The organism is Pseudomonas sp. MF6767 (assembly GCF_016405475.1).
Taxonomy (GTDB): domain Bacteria; phylum Pseudomonadota; class Gammaproteobacteria; order Pseudomonadales; family Pseudomonadaceae; genus Aquipseudomonas; species Aquipseudomonas paracarnis.
Genome location: NZ_JAEKCY010000004.1, coordinates 288,937 through 302,545 on the forward strand (window position 1 = coordinate 288,937; position 13,609 = coordinate 302,545).

The following is a 13,609-nucleotide window of genomic DNA, read 5'->3' on the forward strand; positions in this document are numbered from 1 at the left end:
CCGCGAATGGAGGGTGGATAGCAAGATTGATTTAAGTGATAGAAGGGCAGAACGCTGGCGAGGCATCGAGATCGTTCCCACGCTCTGCGTGGGAACGCCTCTTTTGACGCTCCGCGTCACGCTTCTGGACGCAGAGCGTCCTTGAGCTGCATTCCCACGCGGAGCGTGGGAACGATCAGCCGCGATCAGCCGCGTTGTGTCAGTTAGCCGATGGTCATCAGGCTGGCGTTACCACCCGCTGCAGCAGTGTTAACGCTCAACGCGCGCTCGATCACCAGACGCTCCAGCGCAATCGCCGTTTCGCCTTGCGACATGCCATGCACCCCAACAATCGCCCCACCGCGCTGCGCCACTTGCTGGCACACCGCACGCAGTTGGTCGGAATCACCGTGATGCAGCACAGCGTCAAACACCACGTCGTCCTTGGACCAGTCGGCCACGCGCTTGATCTTCGCCTGAATCTCTTTAGGCAGGCGTGGGAACAAGGCCTTGGTCAGCTCGGTTTCCGGCCATACCGCCGAACCACCGACGGCCAATACCGCCGCCAGTTGGGTCAGCAGGTCGCCTTCCACTTCGGCCAGGCACAGCACGTGCTCGCGCGGCAGGATGGCGTAGCTGTTGCGCTCGCCGGTCGGGCCGGCCAGTTGGCGGGTGATACCGCTCTGCGATTGGGCGGCGAACTGCGTGCACAACGCGCTCAGTTCGCTGAACTTATTGCCGTCGGCCCAGGTTTTCAGGGCGGTCAGCGATTGGCTCATGGCATCACGCAGGCGCACGTCCGGCGCGGCCAGCTTGTCGCCCCGTACGAAGGATTGCTCGATCGCATCGGTAGGACGAGTCGACAGCAAGCGGTACAGGTACAGCGGGCCACCGGCTTTGGGGCCAGTGCCGGACAGGCCTTCACCGCCGAACGGCTGCACGCCGACCACGGCGCCAACAATGTTGCGGTTGACGTAGACGTTACCGGCATTGACGTTGTCGATCACCTTGGCGATGGTCTCGTCGATGCGGGTGTGCACGCCCAGGGTCAGGCCGTAGCCGGAAGCGTTGATCTGGCCGATGAGCTGGTCGATCTCTTTGCGCTTGTAGCGCACTACGTGCAATACCGGGCCGAAGATCTCGCGTTGCAGTTCGTCGAAGCTTTCCAGCTCGATCAGGGTCGGCATCACGAAGGTGCCGCGCTTGATCTCTTCACCGTCGGCAATCGCCACCTGGTAAACGTTGCGGCCTTTGTCACGCATGGCCTGGATGTGTTTCTCGATACCGGCCTTGGCTTCGGCGTCGATCACCGGGCCAATGTCGACCGACAGGCGTTCCGGGTTACCCAGGCGGCATTCAGCCATGGCACCCTTGAGCATTTCGACCACACGGTCTGCCGAATCTTCCTGCAGGCACAGTACGCGCAGGGCCGAGCAACGTTGACCGGCGCTGTCGAAGGCCGACGATACGACGTCGATCACCACTTGTTCGGTCAGCGCCGAGGAATCGACGATCATCGCGTTCTGGCCACCGGTTTCGGCGATCAGCGGAATCGGGCGACCCTGGGCATCCAGGCGACCGGCGACATTGCGTTGCAGCAGGCGCGCCACTTCGGTGGAACCGGTGAACATCACGCCTTTGACGCGATCATCACCCACCAGACGGGCACCGACGCTTTCGCCCTGGCCTGGCAGCAATTGCAGCACACCTTCCGGAATGCCGGCTTCAAGCAGGATGCGTACGGCCTGGGCAGCCACCAGCGGCGTCTGCTCGGCAGGCTTGGCCAGCACCGGGTTACCGGCAGCCAGCGCTGCAGCTACCTGGCCGCTGAAGATGGCGAGCGGGAAGTTCCACGGGCTGATGCACACCACCGGGCCCAATGGGCGGTGGGCGTCATTGGTGAAGTCGTTGCGCGCCTGCACTGCGTAGTAGCGCAGGAAGTCCACGGCTTCACGCACTTCCGCGATGGCGTTGGCGAAGGTCTTGCCGGCTTCACGGGCCAGCAGGCCCATCAGCGGCTGGATCTCGCCTTCCATCAGGTCGGCGGCGCGTTCCAGGATGGCAGCGCGTTCGGCGGGCGGGGTGGCCTGCCAGATCGGTGCGGCGCTGATGGCGCACTGGATGGCGTTGTCGACGTCTTCGACGGTGGCTTCCTGTACCTGGCCGACCACATCACGCAGGTCGGACGGGTTCAGCACCGGTTGTGCCGCTTCATTGCTGGCGGCGCAACCGAGCATCGGTGCGGCTTTCCAGTTGTTGTGAGCAGTGGCCAGCAGGGCGCAGGACAACGAGGCCAGGCGATGTTCGTTGGCCAGGTCGATACCGGCCGAGTTGGCGCGGTCGCTGCCGTACAGGTCACGCGGCAAAGGGATGCGCGGGTGCGGCAGGCCGAAACCGCCTTCCTGGGTTGCCATTTGCTCGATGCTGGCCACCGGGTCGGCTACCAGTTCCTGGATCGAGATGGACTGGTCAGCGATGCGGTTGACGAACGAGGTGTTGGCGCCGTTTTCCAGCAGGCGGCGTACCAGATAGGCCAGCAGCGTTTCGTGGGTACCGACCGGCGCGTACACACGGCACGGACGGTTCAACTTACCTTCGGAAACCTTGCCTACAACCTGTTCGTACAGCGGTTCACCCATGCCGTGCAGGCACTGGAACTCGTACTGGCCGGGGTAATAGTTCTGACCGGCGATGTGGTAGATAGCCGACAGGGTGTGGGCGTTGTGCGTGGCGAACTGCGGGTAGATGACTTCCGGCACCGACAGCAGTTTGCGCGCGCAGGCAATGTAGGAAACGTCGGTGTACACCTTACGGGTGTACACCGGGTAGCCTTCCAGGCCTTCGACCTGGGCGCGCTTGATTTCGCTGTCCCAGTACGCGCCTTTTACCAGGCGGATCATCAGGCGATGGCGGCTGCGGCGGGCCAGGTCGATGACGTAGTCGATCACATACGGGCAACGCTTCTGGTACGCCTGGATCACAAAGCCGATGCCGTTCCAGCCAGTCAATTGCGGCTCGAAGCACAGGCGCTCGAGCAGGTCCAGGGACAGCTCCAGGCGGTCGGCTTCTTCGGCGTCGATGTTCAGGCCGATGTCGTACTGCTTGGCCAGCAAAGTCAGCGACAGCAGGCGCGGGTACAGCTCATCCATCACACGCTCGTACTGCGCACGGCTGTAGCGCGGGTGCAGGGCGGAGAGTTTGATGGAGATGCCCGGGCCTTCATAGATCCCACGGCCATGGGAGGCTTTGCCGATGGAATGAATGGCTTGTTCGTACGAGGCCAGGTACTTCTGGGCGTCGTGTTCGGTGAGTGCGGCTTCACCGAGCATGTCGTAGGAATAGCGGAAGCCCTTGGCTTCGAATTTGCTCGCATTGGCCAAGGCTTCGGCGATGGTTTCGCCGGTGACGAACTGCTCGCCCATCAGGCGCATGGCCATGTCGACGCCCTTGCGGATCATCGGCTCGCCGCTCTTGCCGATGATGCGGCTCAGGGACGAGGTCAGCCCTGCTTCGTTGTGGGTGGACACCAGCTTGCCAGTCAGCAGCAGGCCCCAGGTGGCGGCGTTGACGAACAGCGATGGGCTGTTGCCCAGGTGTGGCTGCCAGTTGCCGGTGCTGATCTTGTCGCGGATCAGCGCATCGCGGGTGCCTTTGTCCGGGATGCGCAGCAGCGCTTCGGCCAGGCACATCAGCGCCACGCCTTCCTGGGACGACAGGGAGAATTCTTGCAGCAGGCCCTGAACAATACCGGCACGGCCGCCGGCACTCTTCTGATTGCGCAGTTTTTCGGCAATGCTCGCGGCCAGCTTGTTGGTGGCTTCGGCCATCGGTGCCGGCAGGCGCGCCTGTTCGATCAGCATCGGTACCACTTCCGGCTCGGGGCGGCGGTAAGCGGCGGTGATTGCGGCACGCAATACCGATTGCGGCAGGATGCTCTCGGCGAACTCAAGGAAGCACTGGTGGGCGTGGTCGGCCTGGACCTCGCCGGCATCATCGGCCTCCTTGGTGCTCAAACCATTGAGCTCGGACAGGGTTGCACCACCCTCGAGTTTCTCCAGGTAATTGAAAATCGCCTGCTTGATCAGCCAGTGCGGCGTGCGATCAATGGAGGTCGCGGCGGCCTTCAGGCGTTCGCGGGTCGGGTCGTCGAGTTTGACCCCAAGGGTGGTCGTTGCCATTTTTTTATCCTCATGGGTGCCACTACCGAGTGGCATCTGCTGGCGGCAAGATTAGCTTTGCCCATCCTGAGGTGCAACCGGGTGCAACCCTTTTGTTGGTTAAATATTCGACGCTTGATCGGAAAAAAATAAACACACGACCGAATCCGCTTCGCGCTGGTGCATTTGCTTCTGAGATCAGCTGTTCTTGCTCCGAAAAGGAGCAAAAAAAGCGCGTTTGTCCTAAAACATACTTGGGTGCAACTTAAACGGCAGAAACTGGTTGCACCTTATTTGCTTTGTTGAATAGCATTCGCGCACCAAGGTGCAACCAACCCTCTGGGTGGGTTCATCGGCTGGCGGCTTTCCTGGGGAAACGCCAGTCATAAATGCGCGGCATGCAGGTTCGTCTATCCGGTTATCCACGGGTGGCCGTCCCCATGACCGTCGCTACATAAAAACAAAGCCAGGGCGTCACTCCTATGAGCGTTAGTAATCCAACCCTGATCACGTTCGTGATCTACATCGCAGCAATGGTGCTGATCGGCCTGATGGCCTATCGCTCCACCAACAACCTTTCCGATTACATCCTGGGCGGTCGCAGCCTCGGTAGCGTGGTGACAGCCTTGTCCGCCGGTGCTTCCGACATGAGCGGCTGGCTGTTGATGGGCTTGCCGGGCGCGATCTACATGTCCGGTCTGTCGGAAAGCTGGATTGCCATCGGCCTGATCGTCGGTGCCTACCTCAACTGGTTGTTCGTGGCCGGCCGCCTGCGCGTGCAGACCGAACACAACGGCGACGCCCTGACCCTGCCGGATTACTTCTCCAGCCGCTTCGAAGATAAAAGCGGCCTGCTGCGGATCATCTCCGCCGTGGTGATCCTGGTGTTCTTCACCATCTACTGCGCCTCCGGCATCGTCGCCGGCGCCCGCCTGTTCGAAAGCACCTTCGGCATGTCCTACGAGACCGCGCTGTGGGCCGGTGCTGCGGCGACTATTGCCTACACCTTCATCGGTGGTTTCCTGGCAGTCAGCTGGACCGACACCGTGCAAGCCACGCTGATGATCTTCGCGCTGATCCTCACGCCGATTATCGTGCTGCTGGCCACCGGCGGCGTAGACACCACCTTCCTGGCCATTGAAGCCAAGGACCCGACCAGCTTCGACATGCTGAAAAACACCACCTTCATCGGCGTTATCTCGTTGATGGGCTGGGGCCTGGGCTACTTCGGCCAGCCGCACATCCTCGCGCGCTTCATGGCGGCGGACTCGGTTAAGTCGATCGCCAAGGCGCGTCGCATCTCCATGACCTGGATGATCCTGTGCTTGGGCGGCACCGTGGCGGTGGGCTTCTTCGGTATCGCTTACTTCTCGGCGCACCCGGAAGTGGCGGGCCCGGTGACTGAAAACCCAGAGCGTGTGTTTATCGAGCTGGCCAAAATCCTGTTCAACCCATGGGTTGCCGGTGTGTTGCTGTCGGCCATTCTGGCGGCTGTGATGAGCACCCTGAGCTGCCAACTGCTGGTGTGCTCCAGCGCCCTGACGGAAGACTTCTACAAGGCGTTCCTGCGCAAAGGCGCTTCCCAGCTTGAGCTGGTATGGGTCGGTCGCATCATGGTGCTGGTAGTGGCCTTGATCGCCATCGCCATGGCCGCCAACCCGGAAAACCGCGTACTGGGCCTGGTCAGCTACGCCTGGGCCGGTTTCGGTGCAGCCTTCGGCCCTGTGGTACTGATCTCGGTCATCTGGAAACACATGACCCGCAACGGCGCACTGGCCGGCATCCTGGTCGGCGCGATCACCGTGATCGTGTGGAAGCACTTCGAATTGCTGGGCCTGTACGAAATCATCCCAGGCTTCATCTTCGCCAGCCTGGCGATCTACTTCGTGAGCAAGATGGGCGCACCGACGGTGGGCATGGTCGAGCGTTTTGATGCTGCGGAAAAAGATTACAACTTGAACAAGTAATTCGCTGGGCGTTTAACGCCTGCTGAACGAACAAGAAAGGCCCACGTCCGAAGGACACTGGGCCTTTTTTTGTGTGGGCTGATTGGTGCAATTGCCGTCGATGCCCGTGGGTTCCAGCGGTGCTCACGTAGGACCTTACTTATTTGCCGAGACAGCGCTCGGCAAGGCGAACGGCTGGTGCAGAATCGACTGCCCACCCTTCGCAGAGAAACACCGGATGTTCGCTCCTGCCAACCAACCTGCATTTACCCTGGCCCTGGATGGGGCGCCGAGTGATTTCGAGGTGTTCGCGTTCGACGGCACCGAGGCCATCAGCCAGCCCTATCGTTTTGAACTTGAGCTGGTCAGCGAGCAGCCGGATATCGACCTGGAGGGCTTGCTGCATCGCCAGGTGTACTTGGGCTTCGACGATCAGGGGCATGGCGTTCACGGCCTGGTGTATCGGGTTGCCCAGGGCGACTCGGGGCGGCGCTTGACGCGTTACCAGCTCAGCCTTGCGCCGCATCTGGCGTACCTGGCACACAGCAGCCACCAGCGCATTTTTCAGCATAAGACGGTGCCGCAGATTGTTGCCCAAGTGCTGGCCGGGCAGGGGATTCACAGTGATCGCTTTGAGTTCCGGTTGAGCGGTGATTACCCGGAGCGTGAATATTGCGTGCAGTTCGGCGAGAGCGACCTGGCGTTCATCCAGCGCCTGTGTGCCGAGCTGGGTATTCACTATCACTTCCAGCATTCCCCCGCAGGGCATCTGCTGGTGTTTGGCGATGACCAGACCGTATTTGCCCAGGCAGATCAGCCCACGCCGTACCGGCCTGGTTCGGGAATGGTCGCCGCTAACCCTGCGATCAAGCGCTTCACCTTGCAATTGGCGACCTGCACCACGGCGTTGAATCTTCGCGATTACGATTTTCGCAAACCCCATGTCGAGCTGGAAAGCGCAGCCGTCGACAAGTCATTGCCCAAGCTTGAAGCGCAGCACTACCCCGGCAACTTTTCCGACCGAGCCCAAGGCAGATGCCTCGCCCAGCGTGGCCTGGAGCGGTACCGCAGCGACTATCGTAGTGCCCATGGCCAGGGCGATGAGCCGGCGTTGGCCAGTGGCCGGTTTCTGCAGTTGCGTGAGCACCCTCGCGAGGACTGGAACGACCTGTGGCTGGTGACGCAGGTGCGCCATGAAGGCAAGCAGCCTCAGGTGCTGGAGGAGGCGGTCACCGAGGAGGACGGAGGGGAACTGCGCCAAGGGTATCGCAACGCATTTGTCGCCGCGCCATGGGATGCGGTGTTTCGTCCGCCCTTGCCGGAGCAGCCGCGCCCGACGGTATCGGGATATCAAAGTGCAGTGGTCACCGGCCCTGTTGACAGTGAGGTTCACTGTGACGAATACGGCCGGGTCAAGGTGCAACTGGCCTGGGATCGTGTCGGCGAGCACAACGACCATTCCAGTTGCTGGCTGCGGGTCGCCAGTGGCTGGGCCCATGACCGTTATGGCGTGGTGCTGATACCCCGGGTCGGTATGGAGGTGCTGGTGGGGTTCGTCAATGGCGACATCGACATGCCGTTGGTGGTGGGGTGCCTTCCCAACGCCGCCACGCCTGTGCCCCTCGACCTGCCCGCGGACAAGACCCGCAGTCTCTGGCGTAGCCAGAGCAGCCCTGGCGGTGGTGGCTACAACGAACTGCGTATCGAGGACCGCAAGGGTGCCGAGGAAATCTACCTGCGCGCCCAGCGGGACTGGACCCAACATGTGCTGCATGATCAACAGGTACAGGTCGATAACCAGCGTCGCGTGCAGGTGGGCGGCGAGTCGCGCCATGAGCTGCGGGGCGAAGAGCAGCGCATCACCCACGGCAACCGTTTGACCGAGCTCAAGCAGGATGACCATCTGGTGGTTGGCGGTTCGCAGCACATGCGTGCCGGGCAAATCATTGCGCTGGGCGCCGGGCAAAGCATCATCATTGATGCGGGTGCCAGCGTGACGATCCAGGCGGGTGGGCAGTCGATCACATTGTCAGCGGGCGGGATTTTCAGCAGTGTGCCGATCCAGCTCGGCAGCGCGCCTGCCCCGACGCCGGCGCCGTTAATGCCTGGGTTGAAAGAGGCTGTATTGGCAGCGGTTCCCGCGCCGTTAAGCCGTGCACAAGTGTTCAGCCTCAAACGCAGCGCGCCGTTCTGCGAAGAATGCGAGCGCTGCAAGAACGGCCAGTGCGACATCGACGCCCATACACGGAGTGCGTCCTGATGCCCGCGCTCTTGACGCCCAATGCCTGGCTGGCGCAATACCCGTTGCAGCCTGATGAACAGCTGTACGCCGTGCTGGGCAATGCCAGCGACGCCAAGCCGCTCGCCGCCTGGCAAGCCACGGCCGCTGCAAAGATGCCGCGACCGATCTGGGCGGGCACGGCCTACGCTGACTGGGATGAGGTCATGCCCTACGTTGGCGTCGTTGAGCCGAGCAGTGCCTTTCTCGATTGGATAGCCACCACCCAAGCGCCGGATTGGGGCTGGCTGGCGGTCTCGTCCAGCCCGCTGGAGGTGGTGATCGCGCATTTTAAGGGTTTGACCCAGGTGTACCTCTCTGAAAACCAGCCGGTGTTTTTGCGTTTCTGGGATGGCGCGCACCTTTTGCCGATGTTGCAGTCATTAGGCGACGAGGCCGGGCGCGTGTTGCCAGTGTTCCAGCGCTACTTGATCAACGGCCAGCCGCTGTCGGTGGCGGCCAAACCAGTCACTGCGGCCCCAGCCAGCCCCTGGTGGCAGGTGCCGGAATCGTTGCTCAAGCATATGGCGCAGCAGTCACCGCAGGTGCTGGTCGACAACCTGCTGCAATGGCTCCAAGAGCTGCGTCCTGACCTCTATACCGCGTTTACGCCAGCAACCTTGCAGCATAAAGTCGCCTACTTCGCACGCAGGCCGCAAATCAGCCATGGTGCACTGGCTGATTACCTTGCCTCGCAGCTCAGTTGAGCCCCTGGCGATAGCGTCACTTCCGTGCCGCCCGCCATGCGGCCCTGCACCTTTGCACCGGTAGAAGGTAAACTTCGCCCCCTGCGCAGGAGCAACCATGAATTATCGTCACGCCTTTCACGCCGGCAACCATGCCGATGTCTTCAAACACCTGACCTTGACCCGCCTCATCGCCCTGATGTCGCGCAAGGAACAGCCGTTCGCCTACCTCGACACTCACGCAGGCATTGGCTTGTATGACTTGCAGGGCGACCAGGCCAACCGCACCGGTGAGTACCTGGAAGGCATTGCCCGCCTGTGGGGCGCAAGCGACCTGCCGCCGCTCACCGCCGACTACATGCGCGTGCTGCACGATATGAACCCAGATGGCCAGTTGCGCTACTACCCGGGCTCGCCGGAACTGGCGCGCCGCCTCACGCGGCCCCAGGACCGTGTGTTGCTCAACGAGAAGCACCCTGAAGATGGCGTGCTGCTCAAGGACAACATGAAGGGTGATCGCCGCGTCAAAGTGCACCTGGGCGAAGGCTGGCACGTGCCACGGGCCTTGCTGCCGGTACCGGAAAAGCGTGCGCTGATGCTGATCGACCCGCCGTTTGAAAAACTCGACGAAATGCAGCGTTGCGCCGCGTCCCTCAAGGAGGCTGTTAGCCGTATGCGCCAGACGGTGGCGGCGATCTGGTACCCGGTGAAAGACCAGCGCATGTTGCGCCGTTTCTACCAGGACCTGGCCGGTACCGGTGCGCCGAAGCTGCTGCGTGTGGAGTTGCTGGTGCATCCGCTGGACACGCCCAATACCCTCACCGGCTCGGGCCTGGCGATTGCCAACCCGCCGTGGGGCTTGGAAGAGGAATTGCGTGAGTTGCTGCCATGGTTGTCCAAGCAACTGGGCCAGACCCAGGGTGGCTGGCAGATGGATTGGCTGATCGCCGAGTAACCGATCGTTCCCGCGCTCCGCGTGGTAACGCAGCCTGTGACGCTCCGCGTCACGATGTTAAAAGCGGACGCGGAGCGTCCAGTACGGCATTCCCACGCGGAGCGTGGGAATGATCATGGCACAAGGGTCAGATCGGGCAGGTCACGCCCGTGCCGCCGATCCCGCAGTAGCCCTGGGGGTTCTTCGCCAGGTACTGCTGGTGATACGCCTCGGCGAAGTACACCGTCGGGGCCTCTTCGATTTCCGTGGTGATCTCACCCAGGCCGGCCTTGCTCAGCTCTTGCTGATACGCCTCGGCACTGGCCTTGGCTGCCGCCAGTTGCTCAGGCGTGGTGGCGTAGATCACCGAACGGTACTGGCTGCCGATGTCGTTGCCCTGGCGCATGCCCTGGGTCGGGTTGTGCAGTTCCCAGAACATTTTCAGCAGGTCTTCGTATTTCACCTTGGCCTGGTCATACACCACCAGCACCACTTCGCTATGGCCGGTCAGGCCCGAGCAGACTTCTTCATAAGTGGGGTTAGGCGTAAAGCCGCCAGCGTAGCCGACCACGGTGCTGACCACGCCGTCGCGCTGCCAGAACTTGCGTTCTGCGCCCCAGAAGCAGCCCAGGCCGAAGATCGCAAAGCCGACGTCATCCAGGAACGGGCCCAGCAGTGGGTTGCCGTTGACGAAGTGCGTTTCCGGTAACTTCATCGGGGTTTCACGACCAGGCAACGCTTGTTCTTGAGTAGGCAGCACGTTTTTGTTCACCAGAATTTCCGAGCGCAAGACCATGATCAGTCCTCTCGTCAGGTTGAGTAACAGTAAATTGTCAGACAGCCAGTGTGCCCGAGTGTTACAGCGCTGTCAGGCGATTGGCCCGCGCGGGTAGCGTTTAAGCCTCTGCATCAGCTCTGCACCCGGGATCGGGCGGTCGAACAGGTAGCCCTGGCCCACGTCGCAACGGTGCCGGCGCAGGAACGCCAACTGCTCAGCGGTTTCGATGCCTTCGGCCACGACCTTGAGTTTGAGGTTGTGGGCCATGGCGATCACCGCCGAGGTGATTTCCATGTCGTCCTGGTTGTCCGGGATTTCATGGATAAAGCTGCGATCAATCTTAATGATGTCGATGGGGAATTTTTTCAAGTAGCTCAGCGACGAGTAACCGGTGCCGAAGTCGTCCATCGCCAGGGTCAGGCCAAAGCTCTTGAGCTGGTCCAGTTGCAGGCGCGTATCTTCAGTGGCTTCCAGCAGCAAGCCTTCGGTCAGCTCCAGCTCCAGCAGGTTGGCCGGCAGCTGTTCCTCCTTGAGGATGGTGGCAATCGAGGCCACCAGGTCCGGGTCGGAAAATTGCTTGGGCGACAGGTTGATGGCCACCTGCAAGTTGCCCAGGCCTGCGGCCGTCAATTGCCGGCTCATGCGGCAGGCCTGGCGCGCGATCCATTTGCCGATGGGGATAATCAGCCCGGTTTCTTCAGCCACGCTGATGAACTGGTCGGGGCGGATCATGCCTTTTTCCGGGTGGTTCCAGCGCAACAGCGCTTCCATGCCCAGCAGGCGACCGCTGCGCAGGCATAGCTTGGGCTGGTAGAACACGTCCAGCTCGTTCTGGGTCAGGGCACGGCGCAGGTTGTTTTCCACGAACAGCTTGTAGCTGGCCTCGGCATTCAGCGCTTCGGTAAACACTTGCACCTGGTGCTTACCGTTGGCTTTGGCCTTGTGCAGGGCCAGGCCGGCGTTGCGCATCAGGGTCTGCGGGTCGCGGCCATGCAGCGGCGCGCAGGCCAGGCCCACGGAACCGGTTACGCTGATCAACTGGTTGTCGACGAACATCGGCTTGTCGAGGGTGGTCAGCAACTGGCTGGCCACCTGCTGGCCGGTCTCAAGGTCGGCATCGTCCAACAGCACCGCGAATTCGTTACTGGCAAAACGCGCCAGGCTGCCGCCGCTGCTCAAGCTGTTGCGCAGGCGGCGCGCCAGGCTGATCAGCAACTTGTCGCCAGTCTGGTGGCCGAGGCTGTCGTTGATGCGCTTGAAGTTGTCGATGTCCACCAACAGCAGGCTGATCGGGCTGTCGCTGTCGCGGGCAAAGCGCTCGTCTAGGTTGCGAATGAACGCCGGGCGATTGCCCAGGTTGGTCAGGTTGTCGGTGTAGGCCAGGCGTTCGATGCGCTGTTGCGCCAGCTTGGTCTGGGTGATGTCTTCGTAGATGCCGATGTAGTGGGTCAGCTCGCGGTTGTCGCCATACACCTTGGAAATCGACAGCTGGCCCCAGTACGGTTCCAGGTTCTTGCGGCGGCTCTTGAACTCGCCTTGCCAGCTGTTGCTTTTGGCCAGGGCCGAAGGCGCGTCGAACAGCAATTCGCTGAGGTTCTCCAGAGCTGGCAGTTGGGCCAGGCGATGGCCGTGGACTTCTTCGGCGCTGTATTGGGTAATCGCGGTGAAGCTGGGGTTGACGTACTCCACCACGCCGTCGCAATTGACCAGCAAAAACGCGTTGGCGCTTTGCTCCACGGCGCGCTGGAACAAGTGCAGGGCGCTGGTGGCAGTGCGGCGGTTGTGGTTGTTGATGACCTGGGCGAACTGGTCTGCCAGCTCGCCGGCGAATGCGATCTCATCGGACTGCCAGGCGCGCGGGCTGCCACCTTGCTCCAGGCACAGCACGCCGACGACCTGGCCGTCGACACGGATGCTGGCGTCGAGCATCGCGTGGATGTCCTTGGCGCGCAGGCTTTCGGCCATTTCCCGGGTGCGTGGGTCGCGCAGGGCGTGGGTGGCGTCGATGGCGCGGCTGGAGTGCAGGGCCTCCAGATAATCCGGGAAGCCGCTGGCATCAATGGCTTCGGGCAGATGGTGTTGTTGATCGGCGCGGTGATAGGCGGAGATCGGTACCAGATGATGGCCTTCGAGGTTCCAGATGCTGGCGCAGTCGATCTGGTAAATGTCGCAGGCGCTGCGCGTGATCAGTTCAGCGGCTTCTTGCAGGGAATTTGGCGTTGTGTAGCGTTGGCGCGCCAGCAGCAGGATCAGTTCTTGCTGGGCGCGCACTCGCTCCAGGTGTTGCAACTGCTCCTGCTGCGCTCGCTGGTTGAGCTCCAGGGCGATTTGCAGGCGGCTGTTCTGGTTTTCCAGGTCGACCGTCGGGGCGGGTGCGCTGGTCTCGCTGAACAGCCCCTCGACCACCATCAGGTAGCCGCGCACCAGGTGGCGGTTATGTTGTTTGTAGGCCTCGCCCATCTCCAGCACGCTCAGCGGGCCGTCATGGGTGTGCAGGTTGTAGCGCACCAGATAATGGGGGCTGTGGGCCAGTTGCTGCTGGATCGCATCGTGCAACTGGTAGCGCGCCTGGGGTTCCATCAGGCTGGCGTAGGGCGTGCCGATCAAGGCGCAGAGTTCAACCGCCGGCAGGCCAAACTGGCGTTCGCAATTGGGATCGAGGTAGAGCAGGGCCCAGCTTGCCTCATTAAGCCGCTCGAAACGCAGCATACCGAGGCGCGAAGGCACCGGTAATTGCGTCACTACCTCGGCCGCCATACGGGCGACATCGGGTTGGCTTTTCATGGGGAAGCTCGCTTGGGAAAATGCGCACTGCGCTGGGCTCACGCCCTCTTGACTGTCGACTGCGGCA

Annotated in this window: 7 protein-coding genes; 4 read left to right on the forward strand and 3 right to left on the reverse strand. The window is 61.9% G+C overall.

What is annotated here, in order from left to right:
• Positions 1 to 203: 203 nt before the first annotated feature.
• Positions 204 to 4,157: a trifunctional transcriptional regulator/proline dehydrogenase/L-glutamate gamma-semialdehyde dehydrogenase gene (gene putA / locus JFT58_RS09875; RefSeq protein WP_054896231.1), complete on the reverse strand. Its 3,954-nt coding sequence runs from the start codon at positions 4,155 to 4,157 to the stop codon at positions 204 to 206.
• Between the two features lie 461 nt (positions 4,158 to 4,618).
• Between putA and putP the strand changes: the two genes are divergently transcribed.
• From putP to JFT58_RS09895, 4 genes are all read left to right on the forward strand, one after another.
• On the forward strand, positions 4,619 to 6,103 hold the full coding sequence (gene putP, locus JFT58_RS09880) for a sodium/proline symporter PutP (RefSeq protein WP_034125609.1): 1,485 nt from the start codon (positions 4,619 to 4,621) through the stop codon (positions 6,101 to 6,103).
• 217 nt (positions 6,104 to 6,320) lie between these two features.
• Positions 6,321 to 8,342: a type VI secretion system Vgr family protein gene (locus JFT58_RS09885; RefSeq protein ID WP_054896232.1), complete on the forward strand. Its 2,022-nt coding sequence runs from the start codon at positions 6,321 to 6,323 to the stop codon at positions 8,340 to 8,342.
• A complete protein-coding gene (locus JFT58_RS09890; RefSeq protein ID WP_054896233.1) occupies positions 8,342 to 9,067 on the forward strand; it encodes a DUF4123 domain-containing protein in 726 nt (241 codons plus the stop codon). The genes JFT58_RS09885 and JFT58_RS09890 overlap by 1 nt, the downstream gene beginning before the upstream one ends.
• 97 nt (positions 9,068 to 9,164) lie before the next feature.
• Complete coding sequence (locus JFT58_RS09895; RefSeq protein ID WP_054896234.1) at positions 9,165 to 10,001, forward strand: 23S rRNA (adenine(2030)-N(6))-methyltransferase RlmJ; 837 nt, start codon at positions 9,165 to 9,167, stop codon at positions 9,999 to 10,001.
• A gap of 127 nt (positions 10,002 to 10,128) precedes the next feature.
• Here JFT58_RS09895 and msrA read toward each other — a convergent pair whose 3' ends face one another.
• Both msrA and JFT58_RS09905 read right to left on the reverse strand, forming a co-directional pair.
• On the reverse strand, positions 10,129 to 10,776 hold the full coding sequence (gene msrA, locus JFT58_RS09900; RefSeq protein ID WP_014716620.1) for a peptide-methionine (S)-S-oxide reductase MsrA: 648 nt from the start codon (positions 10,774 to 10,776) through the stop codon (positions 10,129 to 10,131).
• A 72-nt stretch (positions 10,777 to 10,848) separates the two neighbouring features.
• Positions 10,849 to 13,542 carry a putative bifunctional diguanylate cyclase/phosphodiesterase gene (locus JFT58_RS09905; RefSeq protein ID WP_034125612.1) on the reverse strand — a complete coding sequence of 898 codons (2,694 nt, stop codon included), beginning with the start codon at positions 13,540 to 13,542 and terminating at the stop codon, positions 10,849 to 10,851.
• Positions 13,543 to 13,609: the final 67 nt, after the last annotated feature.

Excerpts from the sequence above, each read along its gene's own strand:
- putP (WP_034125609.1), top strand. The coding sequence starts at position 4,619 with ATGAGCGTTAGTAATCCAACCCTGATCACGTTCGTGATCTACATCGCA.
- JFT58_RS09895 (WP_054896234.1), top strand. The coding sequence starts at position 9,165 with ATGAATTATCGTCACGCCTTTCACGCCGGCAACCATGCCGATGTCTTC.
- JFT58_RS09890 (WP_054896233.1), top strand. The coding sequence starts at position 8,342 with ATGCCCGCGCTCTTGACGCCCAATGCCTGGCTGGCGCAATACCCGTTG.
- JFT58_RS09905 (WP_034125612.1), bottom strand. The coding sequence starts at position 13,542 with ATGAAAAGCCAACCCGATGTCGCCCGTATGGCGGCCGAGGTAGTGACG.
- putA (WP_054896231.1), bottom strand. The coding sequence starts at position 4,157 with ATGGCAACGACCACCCTTGGGGTCAAACTCGACGACCCGACCCGCGAA.
- JFT58_RS09885 (WP_054896232.1), top strand. The coding sequence starts at position 6,321 with ATGTTCGCTCCTGCCAACCAACCTGCATTTACCCTGGCCCTGGATGGG.
- msrA (WP_014716620.1), bottom strand. The coding sequence starts at position 10,776 with ATGGTCTTGCGCTCGGAAATTCTGGTGAACAAAAACGTGCTGCCTACT.